The organism is Variovorax sp. GW821-FHT09B05, assembly GCF_059418265.1.
Genome location: NZ_JBWKPN010000002.1, coordinates 721,689 through 746,514, shown reverse-complemented (window position 1 = coordinate 746,514; position 24,826 = coordinate 721,689). Strand labels below are relative to the sequence as shown.

13 protein-coding genes are annotated in these 24,826 nt (G+C 72.5%); all 13 read right to left on the bottom strand.

Annotated elements, in window-relative coordinates; genetic code table 11:
- A partial coding sequence (locus AC07RM_RS08390) for a FecR/PupR family sigma factor regulator (protein ID WP_495334164.1) occupies positions 1-248 on the bottom strand: 248 nt, incomplete at its 3' end.
- A gap of 112 nt (positions 249-360) precedes the next feature.
- Complete coding sequence (locus tag AC07RM_RS08385; RefSeq protein WP_218159363.1) at positions 361-879, bottom strand: RNA polymerase sigma factor; 519 nt, start codon at positions 877-879, stop codon at positions 361-363.
- The gene (locus tag AC07RM_RS08380; protein WP_495334163.1) at positions 876-1,472 is read right to left on the bottom strand and encodes a secretin and TonB N-terminal domain-containing protein; all 597 of its coding nucleotides are present in this window, start codon (positions 1,470-1,472) and stop codon (positions 876-878) included. The genes AC07RM_RS08385 and AC07RM_RS08380 overlap by 4 nt, the downstream gene beginning before the upstream one ends.
- A 231-nt stretch (positions 1,473-1,703) precedes the next feature.
- Positions 1,704-1,937: a hypothetical protein gene (locus AC07RM_RS08375; protein ID WP_093341882.1), complete on the bottom strand. Its 234-nt coding sequence runs from the start codon at positions 1,935-1,937 to the stop codon at positions 1,704-1,706.
- A gap of 26 nt (positions 1,938-1,963) precedes the next feature.
- Complete coding sequence (locus tag AC07RM_RS08370; protein WP_093341880.1) at positions 1,964-2,506, bottom strand: YbjN domain-containing protein; 543 nt, start codon at positions 2,504-2,506, stop codon at positions 1,964-1,966.
- A 46-nt stretch (positions 2,507-2,552) separates the two neighbouring features.
- A complete protein-coding gene (locus AC07RM_RS08365) occupies positions 2,553-3,494 on the bottom strand; it encodes a peptidylprolyl isomerase (RefSeq protein WP_398494588.1) in 942 nt (313 codons plus the stop codon).
- Between the two features lie 22 nt (positions 3,495-3,516).
- Positions 3,517-4,287: a hypothetical protein gene (locus AC07RM_RS08360; RefSeq protein WP_495334162.1), complete on the bottom strand. Its 771-nt coding sequence runs from the start codon at positions 4,285-4,287 to the stop codon at positions 3,517-3,519.
- Positions 4,288-4,297: 10 nt separating this feature from the next.
- Positions 4,298-6,097, bottom strand: coding sequence for a putative porin (locus tag AC07RM_RS08355; protein WP_093342445.1), 1,800 nt, complete (start codon positions 6,095-6,097; stop codon positions 4,298-4,300).
- 50 nt (positions 6,098-6,147) lie between these two features.
- Positions 6,148-6,894 (bottom strand): energy transducer TonB family protein, encoded by a 747-nt coding sequence (locus AC07RM_RS08350; protein ID WP_256222422.1) that lies wholly within the window; start codon positions 6,892-6,894, stop codon positions 6,148-6,150.
- Positions 6,895-6,904: 10 nt separating this feature from the next.
- The gene (locus tag AC07RM_RS08345; protein WP_057590202.1) at positions 6,905-7,315 is read right to left on the bottom strand and encodes an ExbD/TolR family protein; all 411 of its coding nucleotides are present in this window, start codon (positions 7,313-7,315) and stop codon (positions 6,905-6,907) included.
- A 10-nt stretch (positions 7,316-7,325) separates the two neighbouring features.
- Positions 7,326-9,209: a DUF2341 domain-containing protein gene (locus AC07RM_RS08340; RefSeq protein ID WP_093341878.1), complete on the bottom strand. Its 1,884-nt coding sequence runs from the start codon at positions 9,207-9,209 to the stop codon at positions 7,326-7,328.
- 77 nt (positions 9,210-9,286) lie between these two features.
- Complete coding sequence (locus tag AC07RM_RS08335) at positions 9,287-10,978, bottom strand: ShlB/FhaC/HecB family hemolysin secretion/activation protein (RefSeq protein WP_093341877.1); 1,692 nt, start codon at positions 10,976-10,978, stop codon at positions 9,287-9,289.
- 243 nt (positions 10,979-11,221) lie between these two features.
- On the bottom strand, positions 11,222-24,805 hold the full coding sequence (locus AC07RM_RS08330) for a filamentous hemagglutinin family protein (protein WP_495334161.1): 13,584 nt from the start codon (positions 24,803-24,805) through the stop codon (positions 11,222-11,224).
- Positions 24,806-24,826: the final 21 nt, after the last annotated feature.

Below are 24,826 nucleotides of genomic sequence, written 5' to 3'. Positions count from 1 at the left end.
GCGGCGCGCAAGGCCGCGAGCGCGGGATCGCCGGCACCGGCCAGCGCGGCCGCGCCGGCCATGTCGCGCCACAGCCGGTGGGCGCGGCCGAAGGCCTGGGCATGGGCCTCGCTGAGCGCGCACCAGCGCTTGAGCGCGCGCGCATCACGGGCCCGCGCGCTGCCCGAGGCCAGGCGTTGCACCCAGGCATGGGCCTGGCGCTCGAGGGCCTCGGCATCGCGCGGCGGCATGGGGGACGAATCGGACACGTTCAACGGCCTCGCAAGGAACCAACACCGGGCCGCGGCGCGCCTGCGCGCGGCGCCCTCTTCTTCCAGACGTTTGTCGCGGCCCGGAACTGCACGACGGCGGCGAGGAATTTCATCGCGTGCGCTCCACGATGTACTCGTGCGCGCGCCGCAGTTCGCGGTCGACCAGGCTCAGCGACACGCCGAGCCGGTCGGCCACCTCCTGGCGCGGCATCTCGTCGACGCGCACCAGGATCAGCACGTGGCGCCGGCGCGGCGGCATCTCCTCGATGATCGCGGCCAGCTGCGCGAGCTCCGAGCGCCCCAGCGCCTCCTGCGCCGGGCCGGGCGCGGGATCGCTGAGCTCGGCGAACACCTGCTCGACCTCCTCGCCGTTCATGAAGCGCGCCTCGGCCCGGATGCGGTCGAGCGCCACGTTGGTGGCCATGCGCATCAGGTAGCTCAGCGGGTACTGCACGGGCTCGCGCGGGTCCTGCGCCTCGGTGGCGCCGGCCTGCAGCCGCAGCCAGGTGTCCTGCAGCGCATCGCCCGCGAGGTCGGCACTGCCGAGCTGCAGCGTGAGCCGGCGCTTGAGGTCGTCGTAGCGCCCCACCAGGTAGTCGCGCAGCATGCCGAAGCTGGAGCCGCTCACCGTGCCGCCCCCACGCGCGCATCGCAACGCCAGCCGCCGCCCTCCGCGCGCGGCGCGATCAGCATCACGTAGGGCGGCTGTTCGGCGCCGGCCAGCGGTGGCCGGCCCAGCTGCACATCGGCGAGCGCCGCGAGCACCGCGCGGTCGCGCGCGGCATCGCCGGTGGAACCGAGCAACAGCGGGCGCACCACGCGGCCCTGCGCGTCGAGGCCGAAGCGCAGCGCCGCGCGGAAATCGCCCGCGGCCAGTCGCGGGTCGCCGCAGAAGGCCTCGTTGACGCGCGCCTGCACCAGCCCGTCGTCGGGCCCCGGTGCGCGCGCCGCTTCGGCCGGTGCATCGGCGGCCGCCGGCGCGCCGGGTTCGAGCACGAAGGCATCGGGCGCCGTGTAGTGGATCGCGAGGCCGGTGCCCTCGAGCAGCCGCTGCAGCGCCACCTCGGGCGTGTAGCGGCCCTGCACCGCCGCGCTGCTGCGTCCCGCGATCGACTCGGCCGTGTAGAAGCCCGAGCGCCCGGTGAGCGCGCCATAGGCATCGAGCGCGCCCTGCAGCGGCTGCACGCGCAGGTCGAAGCGCAGCAGTCCGGCGGACGGCATCGTCGAGGGAGCGGATGGCAACGCAGGTTCTGCGGCGGCGATCGGGTTCAGGAACGCCATGCACCCCGCCAGTGCGAGCGCACCGGCCGACGGGACCGTGGTTGCCATACGCGGGACATGCTCATGCCATTTCGGAGGAAGGGAGCGAAGCGGCGGCACCGCGGCGCGGCCGTTGTTCGGCGGCGATGCTAGGCAGAAAGTTTGACGGCGGCGTGACGCGCGCCGTGCGTTTCACTTCGGCCGCGTCGGCGCGAGCGCGCGCCGCGCCGCATTGAGCTCGGCGTTGGTGATGTGCAGGTCGGCCATGACGCGCGCGAGCATGTCGAGCAGCGCCTCGCGCTGCCGCAGCCGCACGGTCTCCGCGCGCCGCGCGCGCTGCACCTGGCGCGCGGTGGCGTGGATCGCGCGCAGCGTCGGCGAGTCGTGGCCGTCGAAGGACTCCCCGGAACGAAGGCTGTCGGGCATCGCGCTGGGATGCGTTCGGCGCGCGCTCAGGCGGCGGCTTCGACCCGGTCGGCGGCACCAGCGGCCGGCGCTGCGCCGTTGGCTGCATCGCCGCGCGTGGCGGCGGCCGGGCCGTAGTTGCGCAGGTGCAGGAAGAACTCGCCCATCATCTGCATCCACAGGCGGGCGCTGAACGCGAGGTGCGCGGGCGTCACGCCGCCGGCGACCACCACGTCCATCTCGAGCACCACGAAGTCGCCATGCTGCGCGACGCGCGCGAAGCGCTTGCTGCGGTGCCAGGCGGCCAGCACGGCCTCGGGCAGCGTGCCGCCCTGCACGTGCAGCGGGCAGCTGAAGGTGAAGTCGGTGTACTGGGTGGTGGTGACGGGATTGCCCCACAGCACCTGGAAGCCGATGCCGTGGCTGGCGCTGTGCAGGCGGACCACGCCGTCCTGCTCGATGGTGGAGACGGCGGCGCCGGCGGCCTTGATGGCGTCGGAGACCTGTTCGGGCGTGACCGCGTCGAGCAGGTCGAGGGCCTCGGCGGGCGTGGCGGCGGCGGTGGTGGTGTCGGTCGGGGTGTTCGTCATGAGGTTCCCTGTCTGTGGATGGTGGTTGTTGGTTGTGGAAGGCGGTTCAGTTGGTCTTGCGCAGCGCGGCGTCGAGCGCGGCGGCATCGATGCTCAGCTGCGTGGCCGGCGCGAGCTGCGCCAGGTGGGCCTGGATCAGCTGCTGCTGGCGCTGCTGGCGCAGCGCGGCCTGCAGCTGCGGGCGCATCTCGTCGAGCGTGGCGGTGCGCGCGGGCTGGCTCTCGAGCAGCTTCACGACGTGGAAGCCGGCGGCCGATTGCACCGGGTCGCCGACCTGGCCGGTCTTGAGTTTGCCGACCGCGTCGCGCACCTCGGGCAGCATGCGCGCGAGCGGCAGGTTGCCGACCTCGCCGCCGCGCTCGGCGCTGCTCTTGTCCTGCGACTTCGCACGCGCGAGCGCCGCGAAGTCGGTGCCGCGCGCCTCGCGCGCCAGCTTCTGGGCTTCCTCGCGCACCTTGGCGACGGCCGCGGGCGCGGTGTCGGGGGTGGCGAGGAAGATCTGTGCCACGCGGTAGGTGGCCGGCAGGTTGAAGCCGGCCTTGCCCTGCTCGTAGGCGGCGGTGAGTTCGGCATCCGACGGATAGCCCGCCGGCACCTGGCTCACCGACTCGAGGTAGCCGGTGGTCACGATGCGGGCCGTGAGCTCGCGCACCGCGGCGTCGATCTTGGCCTTGACCTCGGGCTTGTCGGTGAAGCCCTTGTCGCGAGCCTCCTTCAGCAGCGCCTCGCCGAGCAGCCGCTGGCGCAGCCAGCCCTCGACGCTGGCGCGGTTGTCCTTGACGGCCGCGCGCTCGGCATCGGGCAAGGCCTGCAGCAGCTTCTCGACCTCGTCCTGGCGCACGGTGAGTTCGCCCAGGCGGGCGACCACCGGCGCGCCCGTGGGCGCGGCGATCTGCTGCGCCGCGGCGCCGAGGCAGGCCGACGAGGCCAGCAGCAGCGCGGCCAGCGTGCGCAGGCGCGCGGGAGCAAGAGGTTTCTTCGGGTTCATGGGCTGGGTTCCTTCTGGCCGCTCACTTCGCGGCGGGTGCCGATGCGGCGGCAGCCGGCGGCGTGGCCGCGGCCTCGGCCGGCTTGGGAGCATTGACGGCGCGCGCGTCGAAGCGGCCTTCGTACAGCTTGTCGCCGTACTGCTGCGCGATCTGCTCGAACTTCACGCGGCTCTGGGCCGCGAACGGCTGGCGCGCGGCGAACACGCTGCCCATGTCCATGGTCTCGTAGGCGCGCAGCACCTCCTGGCCCACGGCATAGAGCTGCGTGTTCTTCGCCTCGCACTGGGTGAGCGCGGTGCGCTGCGTGCCGGTCTCGGCCAGCAGGCGCTGGCGCTCGGCTTCGGAAGCGCGCGCGGTGCGCAGCAGTTCCTCGTAGGCGCTGCGGAACTGCGCGATCTGGCCGCCGGACTTCTCGGCCGCGGCCTGCGCCTGCTGGCGGATCTGCTCGACGCCGGCACTGGCCTGCTCGCGCGCCTGGCGTTCGCCGGCGAGCTGGGACTGGGCGCGCGCGAGGTCCTTGCGCAGCGCCTCGACTTCGGCCGCCGGTGCGGGCGCGGCTGCGCCCGGTGCCGCGGCGACCGGCTTGCCGGCCTTGAGCGCGGCCAGCTCGTTCTGCGCCTGCTGCAGCTGCGAGGTGGTGATGCGCAGCTGCGCACGCAGCCGCTCTTCCATGCTCTGCGCACCGGCCGCGGCCGGTGCGCCCTGGGCGTGCGCGCCGCCGGCCAGGCCGGCCAGACCGGCGAAGGCGAGCGCCAGGATGAGCGCTGGGGTCTTGAAATGGGATCGGGCCACGGCGACGTCCTCAGAAGCGCGCATTGAGTTCGAGCTGCAGCGTGTCGATCGACAGCGGCGGACCATAGACCTCCTTGGTCGAGATCCAGCGGCCGGTGAACCAGAGGTTCTTGTCGAACGCGTACGAACCGCCGAGGAAGTAGCCGCGTGCATTGGTGCCGCCGCCATGGAAGGTCGAGTCGTTGTAGCCGTCCGGCAGCGCATCGGGTTCGATGCGCTTGTAGCCCGCGAGCACGTTCCAGTCGCCGCGCGCGGCCGGTGCCGGGCGGCCGTAGGTGGCCTGCAGCATGAAGGCGTTGCCGCCGCTCTTGTAGTCGGCCTGGGTGGTGCCGCCGGTGTTGCCGAAGTTGTTGACGATGGCGCCGCGGATGCCCGCACGGCGCCAGATGTCGTTGGCGTCGTAGGCGGTGTTGCGGATGAAGTTGGCGTCCAGGCGCAGGTTGTTGCCCGCGACCTTGGTGTCCCAGCGCATGTTCAGGTCGACCAGGCGGAACTTCGAGGCCAGGCCCACGTACTGCGGCTGCGGCGTGCCGGCCGGGTTGAGCGGGTCGAGCGAGATGTCGCGCAGCAGCATGAGCGTGTTGCCCTTCTGCATGAAGGCCGGGCGCGACCAGTCGGTGCTGCAGCCGTCGGCGCCCGCGTACAGCGCGCAGGGCTCGGAGACCTTGCCGCTGATGTTGCGGAAGTTGTAGTACGCGAGCGCGCCGCGCAGGCGGTTGTCGTCGTCGATCTTCCAGTCGGCGCCGACCTGCGCGCCGAACAGCCACTTGTTCTCGCTCTTGGCCTTGTCCTGGCTGCGGCTGGGCGCGTTGTCCGAGGAGTACTCGAGCGGGATCAGGCCCACCGTGCCGAACAGCGACAGGTCCTTGTTGCTGGCCAGCGCCTTGTCGAACTGGAACGCGATGCCGTCGAAGTTGAGGTCGCTCGAGAACAGCGTGTCGGTCGACATGAAGGGGTTGCCGAAGCGGCCGCCCGTGACGGTGAGCCAGTCGACCGGCTTGTGCGAGATCCACATCTGGTCGAGCCAGACGCTCTTCTTGCTCAGCCCGCCGCCCAGGGTCTGGGTGGTCGAGACCGGGTTGTCGTCGCTGCCCGAGGCCAGGCGCACGCCGGCCTTGGTGTTCTCGCTGAGGTCCGCGAAGATGCCCACGCGGGCCCGCGCGCGGAACAGGTTGCGCCGGTCCTGGCGCGTGTTGAGCAGCGAGGGCAGCGCGAGGTTGGTGTTGGGGTTGACGTCGTAGCCGCTGCTCTTGTTGAGGTCGGGCCAGTTGATCTCGATGTTGCTGTTGTTGCCCGCATAGCTGCGCGACTCGTTGCGCACGCGCACGTCGCCTTCGAAGCGGATGCGCTTGCTCCACTCGGGGGTCTCGTTGGGCGCGGCCCAGCCTTCGTCCTTGGCCTGCGCCATGACCTGGGCCTTGACCTCGTCGCGGATCTGGTCGCGCACGGTCTGCGAGATGTAGGGCACGCGCACGTCGCCCGGCTCGAGCCGCAGGCCACCGGCGCTGGCGCCGGCCACGGCACCGGCCGACACGGCGGCCAGCCGCTGCTGGGCCTGCTGCGAGGCCATGGCTTCGGCCTGGGCCTGCGCCAGCAGCGCCTCGCCCACGTCCTTGGCGAGCGTGCCGCTCTGGATCAGGCCGCGGATCAGCTTGACCATGGCGGTCTCGCCGGCCGGTCCGGCCGGGGCCGACTGGGCGGCCGCGCCGCCCGCGGCCAGCGCGAAGGCCGCAGCCACCGCGGCGGCCAGCGCGCCCTGGCGCAGGGCCGGCGCGAGGCGTCGGGCTGGGGAATATTTGGAGGGGTTCATCGCTTCGTTCACAGGATTGAATGGGGGGATGGGCGGGGCTTCGGCGTGCGTCACTGCCGGCGCCCCTTCATGGACACGCGCATCGGGAAGCGCAGCGAGGCCGGTGGCTTCTCGTCGAAGCGCTCGAGGCCGCGCACCATCGCCAGCACCGCTTCGTCGATGTCGGTGGTGCCGGTGCCGCGCACCAGTTGCGCCCGCGTGGTCCGGCCCTCGGCGTCCAGCCAGATGTCGATCTGGATGTCGTCGAAGCCCAGGTTGCGGGTGCGCGGGTCGCGCAGCAGCGCCTGCTGCAGCACGCTCGCGGCATAGCGCGAGAACGAGCCGCTGCCCAGGCCGCCGCCGGCACCGGTGCCGCTCATGCCGCCGCCGCTGCCGGCCTGGATGCCGAAGGCATCGCTGCCCGCCTGCGCGGCGCTGTCCATGGTCACGGGGTCGCCGAGGTCCTTGTTGGGACTGGGCGGGGTGTCGTCCTTCGGCGGCTCCAGCGGCTCGATCGGCTTGGGCTCGGGCTCGGTCACCGGCTTGATCTTTTCCGGCTCGGGCTCGGGCAGCTTCTCGGGTTCGGGCGGCGGGGGCGGTGGCGGCGGCAGCATCAGCGTGGGAGCGTCGGCCACCACGCGCTTCTGGCTCGCGGTGTCGGCCAGCAGATACCACACGAGCGCCGCCAGCAGCGCCAGCAGCACCGTGCCGATGGCCCAGCCGCCCCAGCGGCGCCACAGCGCGTGCGCGTCGGCAGGCGCGCCGCCGCCGGCCGCGGCGCGGCCCTCGAAGGCGAAAGTCGGATCGCGAGGTTTCACGCGCCGGTCCTCACTTCTGCTTGCCGGTCACGAGGCCGATCTGGTTCAGCTCGATGCGGCGCAGCAGGTCCAGCACGTCGACCACCTTGGCGTACTGCACGCTCGAATCGCCGCGCACGATGACGGGGAAGTCGGGCGACAGGGCCTTCTCGGTGCGCAGGCGCTCCTCGAGCTCCGGCAGCGAGACCGGGTAGGCGTCGAGGAACACGTTGCCCGCGTTGTCGATCGTGATGGCCTTGGTCTTGGGCTTCTCCAGCGCCACCGAGGAACTGGCCTTCGGCAGGTCGACCTTGATGCCCGGGATGCTGGCGTTGCTGGTGAGGATGAAGATCACCAGCACGACCAGCAGCACGTCCACGAACGGCGTGATGTTGATGCCGCCGGTGCGCTTGCGCACGGCGAACTTGGCTGCGTTGGGCATGTGCGTCGCCTCAGGCCGGAACCTGTGCCGGCGAGGTCCAGCCGCCACGTGCCGCGTTGTCGTCGGCCGTGCGGCGCGCGCCGCCCTGGGCCGCGACGGCCGCGGGCACCGACCTGCCCTCGCCCTGCTCTTCGGCCAGGCGCGTCACGAACTCGTCGACGAACACCGCCATGTCGGCGCCGATGGCGTCCGAACGCGAGGCCAGCCAGTTGTAGCCGAACAGCGCGGGGATCGCGACGCCCAGGCCGGCGGCGGTACACAGCAGCGCGGCCGCCATGCCCGGTGCCACCGAGTTGATGTCCACGGCACCGGCCATCGCCGCCACCACGAACACCAGCATGATGCCGATCACGGTGCCGAACAGGCCGACGTAGGGGGCGCCTTCGATGGTGGTCGAGAGCCAGTTCATGCGCTTGGACATGCGTTCGGTCTCGCGCACCATCACGCCGTCCATGGCGGCGCGGATGGCGCCGATGGTCGCGCTCGACACGGCGCTCAGGTCATAGCCGCGTTCGTGGCGACGGCGCATCTCTTCGATCGCCACCTGGTAGAGGCGCCACAGCGAGGAGTCGTTGCGGACTTCCTGCGACACGGTGTTGCTGATCGCGAGGCGGTCCAGCGGGGCGCCGGCGGCTTCGCGGAAGTGCTCGATGAAGCGGGCATTGGCGCGCGAGGTGGCGCCGTAGCTGCGACCCTTGCCGATCATGATGGCCCACGACAGCACCATCATCAGGCCCAGCAGGCCGACGACGATCCAGGCGTCCAGCGGCATCGCGGCCAGGATGAAGCCGAAGTGGCTCTTGCCGGCCTGCTGCTCGTCGGCACCGAAGGCCGTGAGGCGCGATTCGGCGCCTTGCGAGACGGCGTCGGCCAGCAGCAGCGCATCGCCGCGAGCGACCTTCGACAGGCGCACTTCGTCGATCGCGCCGGTGAACGGCGCCCAGGCGGCGGGTGCGGGAGCGTTCTGGCCGGCGGCCGGGGCGACCGGCGTGGCGGCCACGTCGGCGCCGAGCGCGGCGGCCGTGTTCAGCGCCGGCAGGCGCGCGGCCAGCGACACCGCGGGGCGGCCGCCGACGTACAGCGCGACGCTGTCGCCCTCGGCCTTGACCGCGATGTGCGACCACTGGCCGGCCTGCACCGGCTGCGCCGGGGTGCTGCGCTGGCCGTTGACCTGCACGAAGGGCACGCCCTGGTCGATGCCGACCAGCAGTTCGCCCGCGCCGTCGCGGCGCGCATAGATCACCTGGCGCGCGCCGAGCTGGTCGGGCCGCACCCAGGCGGAGAAGGTGAAGCTGGAACCGGCGGCCAGTGCCAGCGAGGGCGTGGCGGGCAGCATCAGCGGCGCGCCGGCGAACTGCGCGCCCTTGCCGATCACCGTGCCTTCGGCCGGCACGGTCGGGGTCTGGCCGTTGTTGCCGTAGGCGGTCGTGTCACGCGGCGGCACCGCGCCTTCGGCGAAGTGGTAGACCAGCGTGTAGTCGGGATCGAAGCTGCGCTGGCCGTTGCCCGAGGCCGGGGCCTTGGGGTTGCCGTAGTACATCCAGAGCTTCTGCGGCGTGCCGGCCGAGACGTTGGGCACGTCGACCCAGACCAGCGCGATGCCCAGCAGCGGATCGAACTGCTCGATCTGGTGGTTGAGCACGGTCTTGTCGTCGCCGGCCACGAAGCGCAGGTCGGCACCGGTCTCGCTCACGCCTTCGAACTTGAAGTTGCCCGTGTGCAGGCGCACCAGCACCGGCACGCGGCCGGCGTCGCTGCCGATGGCGCCGGCCTGCGGGCCGCCGTCCACGGTGATCGGCTTGCGATAGGCCCATTCGGGCTGCCACCATGCATGGGCCAGGCCCGGCAGGAGCGTGCTCAACAGCGTGAGCGCGAGGAAAAGAAAGCGTCGCATGACAGGGGTTCTCCGGAAAGCTCGTGGAAAAAAATTCTTGAAAGTGGCGTTGCCGCGTTCGGATTCGGGTTCGGTGATCAGTAGCTGGCGTTGATGCTGAAATTGACCTGCGTGTCGCCCTTCTTCGTGCGCGGGCCGTCCTTCAGCGGACGACCGACATCGATGCGGCCCGAGAAGTACTGGCCGACCTTGAAGGTGGTGCCCAGGCCCACCGAGGCGAGCGCGAAGCGGTCGGCCTGTTCGGGCAGCGGGTTCTTCAGGCGCAGGCGCGCGCCGTCGAAGAAGGCATAGGCGCGCCAGCCCTCGACCCAGGGGTTGAGCCAGGTCAGCGGCGGCGTGCGCCATTCGACCGAGCCCACCACGCCGTAGTCGCCGGTGGCCTCGGCCGAGAGATAGCCGCGCACCGAGTTCATGCCGCCGCCGGCGATCTGTTCGCTCGACACCAGCGGCGAGTCGGTCATCTGGCCGTTGACGCGGAAGGCGAGCTGCGAGCCGCCCTCGAAGGTGTAGCTGCCGTTGAGGTCGGTCTTCAGCACCATGAAGCTCGGCGAGGACTTGTAGCGCTTGTAGTCGAACTGCGCCTGGTCGCTGCCGTAGCTGAAGAAGCTGCGCGTGCCCACCACCAGCGACACGCCCACGCCGTACTGGCTCTTCTCGGTCTGGCGCAGGCCCGAGTACGACAGCGTGATCGGCGCGTACTTGAGCGGCACCTCGTCGCTGCTGTTCTTGAGCGTGAGCGCTTCGCGGTTGTTCTTGAGGTCGACGCCGGCGCTGAACGAGTGCCACCAGTTGCCGGCGTTGGGCACCGTGTAGGTGGCCTTGATGCCGAGCGAGTGGCCCTTGCCGAGCACGTCGGTGCCGCCCACGGTGGCCACGTTGCTGTCGGACCAGAAGGCCGAGCCCTCGAGCGACCAGTTGCTGTTCGGCAGCGGCGCCAGGTACGAGGCCGACACCACCTGCGTCTGCTTCAGGTCCTGCGGCGCGCCGAAGAAGCTGATCGAGGCGCTGTGCCCGAGCTGCCACAGGTTGTCGTGGCCGATCGAGGCCGAGGCGCGCAGCTTGCGCGTGTCGGCGCTGTAGTCGTTGTTCAGGCCGACGCTGGCGCGCCACGGGCTCTGGTCCTCGACCTTGAGGTCCACGTCCATGGTGCCGGGCATCGCGCCCTGGCGCACCAGCGGCATCACCTGCCGCTTCGGACCGCGGTTGAGCGCGGCGAGCTGCGACTGGGCCTTGTTGAAGTCGGGCACGGTGCCCTCCTGCAGCGCGGGCACCTGGTCGCGCACGTCCAGCGGCGAGTTGTACTCGGCGCCGACCACGCGCACGCGGCCCACGCGGGTCTCGCTGACCTGCAGGAACACCACGCCCTGCGCGACCTGCTGTTCGGGCAGGTCCACGTAGACCGACTGGTAGCCGGCGGCCTGGTAGGCGGCGAGCAGCGCGTCGCGCGCGCCCTCGATGTCCTTGAGGGTGCGCTCGGGACCGAGGAAGGGCGTGACCGCCTTCTCGATCGCGCGGGCGTCCAGCGCGGTGTTGCCGCGCACGATGTATTCGGTGACGTCGACCTTTCGTTCGGGTGCGGCCGGCGCGGCAGCTGCCGCGGCCGCGGGGGGCGGGTTCTGGTTCGGGGCCTGGGTGTCGGCGGGTGCGGCGGCCGCCGGCGCGGTGTCCGCGGCTTGCGCCGACGCGACGCCGTGCGCACTCAGCGCCAGCACTGCCAGCCACACCGCTCTCCAGCACATCGGTGGGGCGTTCTTCTTCAAGTCATGCATTTCCAGCTCGGTTCTCAAGGATGAAGCTCGCTCGGCAGCGGCCCATGGTGGAGAGCCTTCATGTCGCCGCTGCGTACGTTTCCTAGACGCCCGGCAAGCGCGGCGACTGTCGTTTGTCACGAAAACTTCATCAAGAAAAGTCGGACGGGTCCTGCACGGGTCGTCGCCGCACATAAGAAGAAGGGCCTCCACGCGGGAGGCCCTTCCTGGAATGACGCGGCGGATGCCGCGTGGTCCTTCGTGCTACTGCTTCAGATTGCGGCGCTCGCCCGGCGTCAGCGACTGCATCTGCGCGGTGCTCAGCGCGCCGGCGCCGAGCACCTGCACCACGCCCTTGGGGTCGTAGGCGGCGCCGGTGGTGCCGCGCTCGCGCGCGCCGCCGTTGCCGGCCGGCGCGCCTTCGGGCGCCTCGTTGCCGAAGCCCAGCACCCGCACCGTGAAGACCGAGGGCAAGGCCTTCCTCGCCTCGGCGCGCTCGCGCTGCAGCGAGTCCTGCGCCGCGATGCCGGCCTGCGCCGCCGCCGCGCTGGCATTCGAGAGCGCGCCGACGTTGACCGCCGCCACCACCGGGATGCCGGTGGACTTGCCCTGCACCTGGATGTTCTCGGCATTCACCACGTGCAGCGCCGCGAGGTTGACGTTGCCCGAGACGCGGATGCCGGCCTCGCCCGCGTCGATGGTGCCCAGCGGCGCGATCAGGTCGATGTCGCCCGGCGGGATCTCGGCGATCGGGTTCAGCGTGGCGATGCCCGCGCCGGTGGTCGGCGCGTTGGGCGACAGCGTGACGTTGCCCACGCCGTCGTAGACGCGCCGCTGCGGCGTGTAGACCACCGTGGTCTTGGCACCGCGCCCGGCGTTGATGTCGCCCTCGGCCGACCAGCCCAGGATGTTGCCGCCGAAGGTGGTGAAGATGCGGCTCTGGCCCATCAGGATGCTGCCGTGGGCGTAGATGTTGACGTCGCCCTCCCCCTGCGTCATCACGCCCGAGCCCGGCCCCGGCACGAAGCCGCCGTCCACGCCCACCAGCGTGCGTCCGCCCGGCGTCATCACGTGCACGTCGCCGCCGAACTGGGTGTGGATGCCGGCGTCGAGCACGTCGTAGAAGTTCACGTCGTAGCCCGGGCTGCCCAACGCCTCCCACTCGGCCTTGGTGATGTAGGTCTTGCCCGGCGTGGGACGGTCCTTGCCGACGCCGTTGCTGACCACGTAGCCGTCGATGTAGATCGCGCTGCTGAACAGCGTGAGGTCGCCCTCGTAGCTGCGCGGGCGGCCTTCGGCATCGGTGTCGGGCAGCAGGGTGGCGATGGCCTCGCGGCCGCGCAGGTAGCTGCCGCGGCGCTTGCCGCCCTCCTCGTTGTATTCGCGCCCCGAGGCCTTGAGCTCGGCGTAATAGACGTTGCGCAGGAAGGCGCGCTGCTGCTCGGCCGGCAGCGCCGCGAAGAAGGCACGCGCATCCATGGTGGCGGCGTCGAAGTGCAGGCCGAGGCGGTTGGCCCCGCCGAAGCGCTCCGTGAGCCAGTTGACCAGGTGCAGCCGGCTCTCGACCTTGTACTCGCGCGCCAGCGAGCGGTTGGCCGCGCTGTCGCCGCGCGAGAGCGCCTGCTGGCGCTCGCGGTCGAGCTCCACCTGCTTGCGCGCCAGGAAGGCCGGGGCGCCGGCCTCGTCGCCGTCGTAGCCGAATTCGCGCACGAGCCACTGCGCGAGCGACAGCGCGCCGTTGTAGACCGCCACGGCCTTGCCCGGCTGGTCGGCCAGCGGCTGGCCCGGATCGGCCAGGTTGGCCGGATCGAGGTAGCGCTTCGCGAAGGCCTGCCAGTCGGCGCCCGCGCCCATGCCGGCCGACACCGCCACGCTGGCGCCGCTGCTGCGGTCGCCGGGCTTCACGTCGACCACCGCGCCCAGTGTCTTGACCTCGCCGCGGTCGGCGAAGTAGAGATCGCGCCCGGCCGTCACCTCGAGCAGGCCCGGGCCGGTGACGTAGAAGCTGCTGTGGCGGATGTCGCGGCCGGCCTCGACCACCGAGATGTCGTCGGCCAGGCCGTGCGAGATCAGGTTGCCGCGGCCCTCGCCGATGGTGTCCTTCTGGCCCAGGCGCGTGCCCGAGTCGGTGATGTCGCGGCCCGCGCGCACCGCCACCGGGATCGAGCCGTCGTAGCGCGTGCCTTCGCGGCCCAGGTGGCCCAGGCTCGCCATCTGGCCGAAGCGCAAGCCGACGATGTCGCCTTCCACCGCGTAGTAGCGCGCCGGCTCCTGGCCTGTCGCGGCATAGGCCGAGGTGGCCTGGCTCGCGAAGGTGAACAGCGGTGCGTTCGCATAGCGGCCGCTGGAGTTCGCGAGCCAGTCGGTCCGCTCGTTGACCACCGACGGATGCAGGTTGTGCACCAGCGTCGGACTCAGGCCGTAGGGGCCGCCGCCGGTGTAGGCGATCAGTCCCATGAAGCCCGGACGGAACGGGCTGGTGAGCGCCGCCGGGTCGGCGGTCGACGCGGTGATCGCATAGCCGCTGGCCTGGATCGAGTCGCGCGCCAGCAGTTCGAGCACGCCCTTGCCGGTGACGTTGGTGTACTGCTCGCCCTGCGGCGCCGGCGAGAGCGTGAGGCCGAACTCGGTGCGCGTGAAGGCCGCGCCGTTGTTGGCCAGCAGGTTCGCGGTGCCCACGCCGTAGTAGAGGCTGCCGCTGGCCGCGACCGCGCGCAGGATCGACGGATAGAAATGGCCCTGGTAGGTCGCGCCGAGGTTGGTGTCGCGGCGCGCGTTCACCACGTCCTCGGCCACGGCGCCCTCGCCCCAGGCGGTGGTCGGCGTGAGGTTGCCGCCGGCGCTGAACAGGTCCACGCCGGTGGCCGGGGTCCACAACGAGAACCAGCTGTAGCCCTGGCCCGTGTATTCCTTGCCCTGGTAGCCGAACGGCGTGGCGTTGAGCAGCTTGGTGCGGCCCGCGTCGGCCACGCCGCCGAGCACCAGGTCGCCGCGCGCGTCCAGCCGCGCCGCCGAGTCGCCGAGCACCAGCACCGGTCCGCCGCTGGCACCGGCACGGCCGGCGCTGTAGGGATCGCCGCCGCGCGAGTCGAGCTGGTCGCGCGTGCCCACGCCCACGTCGATGCCACCGATGGCGCCGGCCTGCACGCGCAGCGCGCCGCGCAGGTTGACCAGCGTGCTGTTGAGGTCGTGCTCGTTCCTGCGCAGCGTCGCGTTCGGGTTCAGGGTGCCGCCGATGCGCAGGTCGAGGTCGCCGCCGCCCGTGAGCACGAGCTCGCCGCCGGGCGTCATGCGGCCGGTGCTGGCCACGGCCAGGTGCAGGCCTTCGCTGCGCGGCACCCGGGTGGTGTAGCTGCGCAGCGGACCGTCGTTGAAGTAGACCTCGCCGCGCGGGCCGATCATGCCGGCGTCGCGCCCGGCCTCCACCACCAGGTTGCCGCCGCCCAGCGTGCCGAAGCCGGTGAAGCCCACGAGGTAGGGGTCGTTGGTGTAGCTGTTGCCCCCGTACGGGTAGTACTCGCCGTTCGCGCCCACCACGTAGGTGCCGAAGTTGATCCACCAGGCCGCGGGCCGCGCGTCGGCGCCGGTCGCGACGCTGCCGCTGCCCTGGCGCCAGAGCCAGGTGCCGGTGGCGGTCGAGCCGATCTGGCCGCGCATCTCGGACAGCTCGAAGCCCTGGCGCGGGCTGCCGCCGCTGCCGACCAGGTCGCCGCGCAGGTCGCCACCGGCGCGCAGCAGCAGGTTGCCGCCCTGCTCCGGATACCAGGCCGCGTAGAGGCTGCGCGCACCGCCGTCGATCAGGTGCTCGTAGGGCTTGCCTTCGATGGGGAACAGGATCGAGCCGTCCTTGAGCAGGCCGCGGGCCTGGTCGTAGAGCCGGTCGGCCGCGCCGCCCACGCCAGGCGCGGTGGCGGTGCCGGCCGTGTAGACGCCGTAGGGCGAGCGCAGCGTGAGGTCGCCGCCCGACACCAGGTCGAGGTCGCCGGTGCCGGTGCGCAGCACGCTGAACAGCTGCTCGCGCGCCGGGTGGTAGGCCGCGACGCGGTCCGGCGGCACGGCCGGCTTGTCGACGGTGGCGTATTCGCCGTAGCCGTAGTCGTTCATTTCGGCGGGGTCGTTGACGACCATGCCCCACATGCGCAGCTCGTCGACCTGCTCGGGCGTCATCGGCGTGCCCGGAACGATCGGGAAGCTCAGCACGTACTCGCCGAAGAAGTCGATCACCAGCTTCTCGCCCGCGTCCGGTCCCCAGAAGTAGGTGGCCGGCGAGCCCGTGCCCGGCACGTCGCTGACCTTCGCGCCGAGGCCGAAATGGGTGTCGGCCAGCTGCAGCCGGCCCGTGGCGTGCGGCTGCGCGAGGCGGGTGTCGGCCGCGCCGAGGTCGGCGCCGGCCACGAGGCGCAGGTCCCACGACAGCGAGCCCGCGGGCAGCATCGGCGCCAGCGCCCAGGTGCGGCCCTGGTTGCCATCGGCATCGGCGGGCCGCAGGTTGATCATCTCGACGCCGCCCGGCAGCTTGACCTGGGTTTCCGAGGGCACCACCGCGCCCTTGGCCAGCGCGAGCGGGCGCGACAGCGACATGCCCACCGGCAGCGGCACGCCCGCGGGCCAGATGCCCGCGGCCATGCGCACCTCGGCCGGCAGGCGGAAGCCCGCGGCCAGGCGCGTGCCGGCCGGCAGCGTCACGGGCTCGCCCAGCACCGAGCCAGCCGCGTGCAGCAGCTTGCCCGCGGCGTCGCGCACGTCCGCGCCGAGCACCAGGCCCGCGGGCACGGTCAGCGGCTGGTCGAGCACCATCGCCCCCGGCAGTTGCGTGCCCGAGGGCAGCGTCACGGCGGCGGCCGGCAGGTCGAAGTTGAGCGTGCGGCCCTGCTCGAAGCCGGTGCCGGTGTCGAGCGTGACCAGGCCGCCGTGCGGGATCACGAGGTCGCCGCCGAAGGGAATCCGGCCGCTCGGCAGGATCCAGCCCTTGTCGTCGGGCGTGGCGCCGCGCACCAGGCGCGAGCCGTCGAAGCCGTCGTTGATGCTGCCGAAGACCTCGAGGTTGCCCGGCGCGCGGATCACCAGCGCGCCCGGTTCGCCCGAGCCGTAGGCCAGGGTCTTCTGCGTGCGCGGGTTCACGCTCGCGTAGCGGTGGCCCGAGAGGTCGATGTCGCCGTCCACGTGCAGGTCGCCGTCGGGGTTGATCACGGCGTCGGTCACGATCTGCACGCCGGGGCGCAGGTGGAAGCGCTCGCCCTGCGCGCGCAGGCCCGCGAGGCGGCCGTTCATCAGCGCGCCGTTGCGCAGCGCGGCCTCGATGAAGGTCTCGCTCTGGCCGTGCAGGCGGTCGAGGTAGGCCTGGTCGATGACCTGGTAGGTACGGCCGTCGACGCTCGTGTCCGTGCCCTTCGTGGCGCTCTTGTCGGTGACGAAGGCATTGACCGCGACCGACTTCGCGCCCTGGATCACGATGCTGCCCGCGGCCTCGATGGCGACGTCGTCGGCGCCGCGGCGCGGCGCGTTGAGCGCCACCGTGCCGTAGTCCTTCGCGGCGCCGGCCACGCGCAGGTCCATGCGCGCGCCGCTGGCGATCGAGAGCGTGCCGCTGCCGGCATCGAGCTCGATGACCGCGCGGTTGGGCGCGTCGATCGCCTGGCCGTAGCTGTCGCGCCGCAGCACGCTGGCGCTGGCATCGAGCACCGCCGTGCCCGCGAGCGACACGCCGTCGCGCGCGGCCAGCCGGATGCTGCCGGCCTGCTCGCCGCTGGCGTCGATGCGGCCCGCGACCGTGAGCCGGCCGCCGTCGACCGAGAGGTTGATCTCGCGCGCCTTGAGCTCGTCGCCGACCACCAGGTCGCCGCGCTTGAGCTGGAAGCTGCGCACGCCGAAGGCGCCGCCCTCGTTGAGGCGCGCGTTGAGGCCCTGGAAGTCGGCGATGGTCTGCGCGCGCAGCTCGATGTCGCCCGCTGCGTAGGGCACCAGCGTGCCGCCCGCGTCGTAGGCGCCGCTGCTGCCGGCCGCGATGGCGCCGCGCAGGTCGATCGTGCCCGCGCCGGCATCGAGCGCCAATGCATCGAGGCGGCCCGCGCGGTTGTTGCGCGCCGACAGGTCGATGCGCGCGCCCGCCGCCTGCGCGATGTTGCCGCCGCGGCTTTCGAGCACCAAGTCGCCGCCCCAGCCGTACTTGCTGACGTCGAAGAAATCGACGCGCCGGCCCGCGAGGTCGAGCATCGAACGCTCGCCCAGCAGCAGATCACCCTGCGCGACCAGGCTCAGCTTGCCGCTGGGCAGACGCACCGCGGTGTCGAAGCTCAGCTGGCCGCCCGCGTCGAGCCGCAGTTCGGCGCCCAGCGCCTCGGGCGCCACCGCGCCGACCGCCGGTGCCACCGCGCCCTCGGGCGCCGTCACCGCGATGCGGCCGCCCGCGCGGATGTCGTTGACCGAGCCGGCCTTGCCGGTCATCAGCGGCGTGGTGATCAGCAGCTCGCCGCCGCTGCGGTCGAAGGCCTTGGTGCTGTCGTTCCAGGCCCCCTGCGACTGGTAGACGCCGAGGCTGCCGCGGTGGTTGGCCGTGATGCGTTCGCTGGCGTTCAGCGCCACCGTGCCGAAGCCCAGGGTCAGGCGGTCGTGCGAGATCACCGACTTCGGCTGGGTCTGGGCCGCGTAGCCGAACACGATCTCGCGCGCATCCACCTCGAGCCGGCCGCTGCCGGTGCCGGCGCCGCCGCTCATCACGCCGCCGGCCGGCGAGGCCGAGCCGTTCCACACCAGCGTGTCGGTCTCGATGCGCGCCACGTCGCCGGTGCCGCCATGGCCGTAGATGGCCGGCGTGGTCAGTACCAGTTGCGCCAGCGAGGGCTGGCCGTTGGCCGAGGACAGCGTCGACAGCCGCACCGATTCGTAGAAGTTGACCGAGTCGCGCGCGGTCAGCACCAGGTTCTCGAGCGCCGGTGCGCCGGTGCTGGTGTCGCCGCGCAGCAGGCGGTCGAGCACCTGCTGGTTGAGCGTCATGCCCGCGGGCAGCGCACCGCCCGCGCGGGCGCGCTCCAGCGCCTCGGCGCTGCCGACGTTGATGCCGCCCACGGCCAGCACCAGGTTGCGCGCGCCGTAGCGCACCGAGTCGCCGAGCTCGAAGGCGCGGTCGGTCGCGGCCGTGATCGTGCCCTCGGCATAGAGGGTGGTGGTGCCGCCGCAGCGCACGCTGCCGCCGCACACGCCGATGCGGATCGGCCCCTGGCCGTAGCGGGTGTCGGTGCTCAGGCTCGGGGCCAGCATGTCGAGCCAGCCGTTGGAGACCGCGAGCACCGACACATCGCCGGGCTTGAAGACGTAGCCGGCCTTCGAGTCCCAGGAGACCGGGCCGCGGCGCAGCGTGTCGATGGCCGCGCCCTGCTCGAGCACGATGCCGCCGTCGCGCTGGCCCGCGACCAGGAACACCTGCGGCGCCGACAGCACGGCGCCTTCGCGCAGCACGATGCCGCTGGCGGCCTGGTAGGCCGTGCCGAAGCCGGCGAGGTACGAGGACTGGGTGTTGCGCTCCGACTCGAAGCGCGACTGCGGCGCACCGCCGATCGCCATGGTGCCCGCGCCGATGCCGTTGAGCATGCCGGCGTCGAGCGTGACGCCGGTGAAACCCTCGGTGGGCCCCTTGCCCGCGGCGACGATCTCGAACATGCGCGTGCTGCCGCTCACCACCAGCTCGCTGCCGAAGCCGCCCGGCGCGGCCGCGTGCCGCACCGTGCCTTCGGCGATGCGGATGCCGCGGTCCTCCATCGGCTTGATGCCCGGGGTCAGCGTCAGCCGGCCCGCGTCGCGCTCCAGGCGCGGGCGCGGCACGCCGTCGCGCGCGGCCCAGTCGAGGCCGAACTGGGCATAGCTGGTCTCGTTGTACTGGGAATAGGTGCGCAGCAGGTCGGCCGGCGTCACCACCAGCTGCGTGGTCAGCGCGTCGAGGATGCCGGTGTTGGCGACACTGACCCGGCCCGCGGTGCTGAAGGAGCCGTTGCGCATCGCCTGCGTGGCGCCGAAGGCCGCCTGGCCGCTCGCCAGCCCGTTGAGCTCGACGCGGAAGGCGCCCGGCAGCAGCGCGTAGGTCGAGGGCAGCAGCGTGTAGGTGCCCGGCGGCAGGCCCGGCACGCCCGCGCCGATGGTGACCTGGCGCCCGACCATCGGGTCGCCCGCGCCCTTCTCGGGCGCGATCGGCGCGGCACCGGGCTGCGCGCCCGGCACGATGGCGTAGACCGGGTTGGTCGCGAGGCCCGGCAGCACGAAGGCCGCGCGGCCGGTGCCGCTTTGCACCAGCGGGTTGAGCCGCGCGTCGGTGGAGCCGCCGCGGCCCGAGAGGAAGGCCGCGCCGGTCAGCGTGCCGCCGCCCGACAGGTCGATGAGCGCCCCGCCCTGCACGTCGATGCGCTCGCCGAGCAGCGTGACGCCGCCGAAGGCCGACGCCGAGCCGCCGATCCCCACGTAGCCGGCGTCGAGGCCGTTGTGGACATAGGTCAGGCCGTCCTTGGTGCCGCCGTAGGGCATGGCCAGGCCGGCGCCGCTGGTCGAGGTGATGCTGCCGGCGCGCAGCAGCACCGTGGAGGCGAGGTCCTCGGCCTGGCCCTCGGGACGGCCCAGCGTCACGCTGCCCAGCGGCGCGCGCACCACGCCGCCCTGGTCGACGTTGGCCGACATCAGCAGCAGGGAGCCGAAGGCCGAGTACGGCACGGCGGGTTCGCCCTCGCCGATGCGCTCCACGCGCAGGCTGCGCGCCGTGTCGTAGAGGTTCTTGTAGTTGCCCCAGGTGTCGAACTCGCCCCTCTTGCCGGCACGGATCTCGGCGCGCGCGCCGGTGGCCGGATAGATCTGGCTGGCCGCGAGCACCAGGTCGCCCGCGGTCTCGAGCGAGGTGCGGTCGCGCACCAGCGAGGCCTGCAGCCGCAGGTCGCCCTGGCTGCGCAGTTCGAGGCGCTCGAAGCCGTCGCGCTCGACCTGCACGTTGCCCTCGAGCTCGGGCTGGGCGCCCGCGGTGCCGAAGGCCACGGTCTCGATCACGTCGAGCACCGAGGACTCGATGCGCAGGCCCGAGCCGGCAGCCAGCCGCGGCACGCGCGGATTGACCGGGATCGGCAGGATGTACCTGTCGCGGCCCAGGCCGGTGTTGCCCCCGAGGCGCACGTAGGGCGCCGCCAGCAGCACCTGCGAGCCGTCGCCCGAGCCCTGCGCGAGGCTGAAGCTGCCCGAGGTCATGCGCAGGGCCTGGCCGAGCCGCAGGTTCACGCCGTCCTCGAAGCTGATCACGCCGTTGACCAGCAGCGAGAGGCTGTCGAAGCCGCCGGCCTCGATGCGGTCGACGCCGATGCGCGCCCGGCCGTAGGCGAGCGCGGGATCGGCCTGGCCCGGGCGCAGGTCGGCGCGCAGCGAGTCGGGGCCCTGCTGCGCACCCACCTTGATCTCGCGCAGCGAACGCACGCGCGCGTCGGGCGCGTTGGCCTCGGGATAGGCCGGCGCCTCCAGCGTCAGCCCCAGCGTGCCGCCGGCCGCGCCCGCGCCACCCGACGCGGCGTGCAGCGTGCCGTCGATGAACAGGCCGTTGAAGCTGCTCAGGTAGATCAGGCCGCCGTCGGAGGCGACCGCCGTGGCGCCGGCCAGCGGCAGATCCAGCGTCGCGCTGGTGCCCGAGGCCTCGAGCCGCGCGCCGGGGCGCACCACGATGAAGTTGTCGGCGCCCACCGTGCTGGTGGCGCTGGCGTTGTAGCGCCCGCCGATCTGGATGCTGCCGCCATCGCCGACCAGGCCGTAGCGCCGGCCGCGCAGGTCGGTCGCGATGCGGGCCTCGCCCGACACGTCGAGCACCGCGTGGTCGTCGAGCCAGATCGAGCGGTCATGGCCCTTGGACGAGGCGCCGTCGGAGCCGTAGCCGAAGGTCTGCAGCTCGATGCGCCCGCCCGCCGCGCGCAGCGTGCCGTCGATGGTGAGCTGCCCGTTGCCGACGAGCGTGATGGCGCGGCCGGCATCGACCTGCACCCGCGCGTCGCGGCCCACGTCCAGCGGGGCCAGCGAGCCGTAGCCCCAGCCGGCCGTGAGCTGCAGGTCGGCGCCCTGGCGCTGCGTCAGCAGGCCCTTGGCCGCGTTCTCGGTGTACTCGGGCGGCAGCCAGGTCTGGAACACGCCGGCGGTGTCGGCGCCCGTGGGCAGGCTGCGCGCGGCGGTGGTGTCGGCGCGCTGCACCGGCATCTCCACGCGCAGCGCGGCGCCCGGCGCGACCGCGAGGCCCTGGTGGCCGATGAGTTCGTAGCGCGAGAAGCCCGTGCGCAGCAGCTCGCCATCGAGATGCAGCACGCGGCCGACCGCCACGTCGCGGTCGAAGCGCGCGCCCACGGCGATGCGCGTGCCGGCCGCGAACTCGAGGTCGCGCGGCGCCGCGGTGCCGGCCGGGAGCATGGCCGCGGTCGGCTGGATGCCCATGCCCTGCGGGAACACCTCGGGCGACACCACGTAGCGGCTCGGGAAGCCGCTGCCGGACTGGTTCGCGAGGCCGATGATCACCGTGCCGGCCGGCAGCGTCGGCACCTGGCTCCACGAATAGATCGAGTAGGACTGGCCGGCCGCTGTCTGCAGCACGTAGCTGTCGTTGTTGCCGATGGGCTTGGGTGGGGTCCAGCTCGCGGCCAGCGTCAGGTAGGTCTCGGGCCGCGCGCGGTCCACCAGCGGCCCGGCGCCCAGTGCCTCGCCGGGCTGGGCGCGCGTGCGCATGTAGCTGAAGTCGGCCGGCAGCGTGGCGCCGGCCTTCACCACGAAGCCCTCGCTCGCGATCAGGTCGATCGGCGCGACCTCGCCCGCGGCCAGCACGCCGCGGCCGCCCGCGATCTCGCCGCCGATCACCACCGCGCCGCCCGACTGCAGCCGCAGCGTGCCGCCGCCCTTCATGCCCTGGCTGCGCAGCGCGCCGCCGAGCACCAGTTCGCCGACCGGCTGGCCCGCGGTGCCGGCCTGGTAGGCATTGGCCGCCAGCGCGATGTCGCCGCCGCGGCCGCCCTGCACGCTGTGGTCGGCGCGGTAGATGGCGCCGGCCGAGGTATCGAGCACCGCGCCCTGCGACAGCACCACGTCGCCGCTGGACTGCACGCGGATGCTGCCGCCCGCCACGAAGGGCACGCCCGCGGTGCCCGCGCGGTCGAGCGCGAGGTTGGACCACAGGCCGCGCGCATCGAGCAGCACGCCGTCGGCAATCTTCACGCCGGCCGCGAGCTCGGGCTTGAGCGGCGCCGCGAGGCGGTCGACCCAGCCGAGGCTGGCGCTCCACTTCTGGAACACGTTGCCCAGCGCGATGCTGCCGCCGCGCGCTTCGAGTCCCGCGTCGACCTGCACCTGCGTGGCATGCAGCGCGATGTCGCCGCCCGGTGCCACGCGCACCGCCTCGCGCACCGCGATGGTGTCGGTGGCATGCAGGCGCAGCGCGCCGAGTTCGAGCGCGTCGAGCCAGCCGGCGTCGAGGTGGAGGTCCAGCCCCTCCTCGGCCGCGCCGCCGATGGCGATGCGCTGCGCCACCGCGTCCTCCATGTAGCGCAGGCCCTCGGTCGCCTTGTCGTAGATCGGCGTCTGCTTGCCGACGATCAGCTGCCCACGCAGCGCCACCGCGGTCTGCGCCTGGCGGTAGCCGTCGAAGGACTTGTCGCGCGCCTGCGTCTGGCCCTGGCCCTGGAAGGTGCTGGTGTCGATGTCGCCCTCGAGCGTCGCCTTGGCCGTGGCCACCACCAGGCGGCCCGCGTCGCGGCCCACCGTGTAGCCGTTCTCGAGCCGTTCCTTGGCGCCGATCAGCGGGTTGTAGAAGGCGTCGGTCACGCCCCAGCGCTTGTGCTCCGACTCGAAGCCCTTGTAGAGGCCGGTATAGAGCAGGTCGCCGGGCGCGCGCGAGGCTTCGTAGAGCCGGCCGTCCGAGCCCTTGAGCCAGGTCTGGCGGATCTTGCCGGTCTGCACGTCGAGCGTGCCGCCCGCGAGGTTGATGCTCGAGCCCTTGTCCGTGCGCAGCTCGCCGCCGCCGAACTGCACCGTGCCGCCCTGCGCCGACCATTCGCCGATGCCATGGCCCGCGATGCCGAGGTAGCCGCCGACCTCGAGCAGGCCGCCGGCCGTGTACCAGCGGTCGGTCTCGTAGCCGTTGGTGCCCGCGGGCACGCGCACCAGGTAGCGCCGGTCGAGCCAGATGTTGTTGTTGAACAGCGCGCGGCCGTCGCGGTTGCGCGGCGCGTCGCGCTGCTCGTTGCCCTGCACGTTGATCTCGACGTTGTTGGCCTCCATCGCCACGCGCACGCCGACCGCGCCCGCCACGTCGATGCGCGCGCCCTCGCGCACGCTGCTGCGCCTGGCGGCGTCGACCAGCACCTGGCCGCCGGTGGCCAGCGTGAGCGAATCGCCGAGGAACTCGACCTCGCCGCCGCTGGCGATGCGCACCAGCGACTGGTCGCGCCGGTGCGCCACGCCGTCGCCGGCCTTGTCCGAGTCCTTGATCATCGCGTTGCGCTGCACGTCGAGCGCGGTGGTCGCGCTCTCGTCGAGCAGGATCGCGGTCACGCTGCCGGCCTCGAGCGTCACCTTGCCCGCGGCATCGGCCGTGTCGTTGAGCAGGTGCACCGTGCCGCGCGTGTGGACCGAGGTGGTCGACACCGCCACGCCCTGCTGGCGCACGTCGCGGCCCGTGAGCGTGATGTCGCCCTGCTCCGCCTGCAGCAGCCCGGTGTTGCGCACCAGCCCGGCGGCGCTGCCTTCGAGGCGCAGCGGCGTGATGGTGTTGCCGCGCGTGGTCGAGGCCTGGTTCTCGTCGGTGCCCAGGCCCTTGCGGATCACGAAGGCATCGCCCGCGGCCAGCATGACCTGGCCGTTGGGCGTGCTGATCTGGCCGTGGTTGTGCGCCTCGCGGCCGGCCAGCAGCACGTAGCCGCCGGCCTCGGTCACCGTCTCGGGGCGGCGCGTCGCGATGCGCGCGCCGGCCTCGACCACCACGTCGCCCGTGGCCGCGCCATGGCTGAAGCTGTTGGCCGTGGTCTGCAGGTCGTTGGCCAGGCTCGGGATGAACTTCGTGCCCTGGGCCTCGCTGTAGAGCCCCTTCCTGAACTGCGCATCGCTCATGCCGACGGCCGAGGCCACCAGGTTGCGCGTGTCGACCTGGCTGTTGCCGCTGAACACGATGCCGTTGCGGTTGACCACCATCACCGTGCCGTCGGCCTGGATCCGGCCCTGGATCTGCGAGGGACGCGCCTGCGGATCGTTGACCCGGTTGAGCACGGCCCAGCTCGGCTGCTGCTCGAACTTCAGCGTGGTGTTGCGCCCGACGTTGAAGGTCTCCCAGTTGAGGATCGCCTGCGGCGCGGTCTGCGCGATGGTCACCTGCGTCTGGCCACCGCTGTGCGATTCCACCGGCGCATTGGCATTGGCCCAGCCGGCCGTGAGGCTGGCCGTGTCCACGCGCAGCCCGCCTTCGGCCAGGCCGTCGGGCACGCCCTGGCCGCTGGCGATGGCCGTGCGCCGCGCCGCTTCCTGCGCCGCCTGTTGCGCCGCGATGCCGCGCGCCGCGAGGTTCAGGTTGCCGATCGAGCGCTGCAGCTGCTCGCCCGCGCGCTGCTGCTGCGCCTGCGGGCTCACCAGCGCCGAGGCCGGCATGCCGTTGGGCAGCCGGCCGGTGGCCAGCGCGGTGCTCTGCGCCATGTTCTTCTGCGCCATCCAGCCGGCGCTGAAGGCGCGCTGCGCATGCGCGGCGGGCACCGTGGCGCCCGCGGCCAGCATCAGCGCGATGGCATGCACCAGCGGCCGCAGCCGGGTCTGGGGAGTGAAGGAAAAGGGGCTGCTCTCGTTGCGCCGGGTCACCGTGCTGCTGCGTTGCATGCGGACTTCCATGGGTTCGTG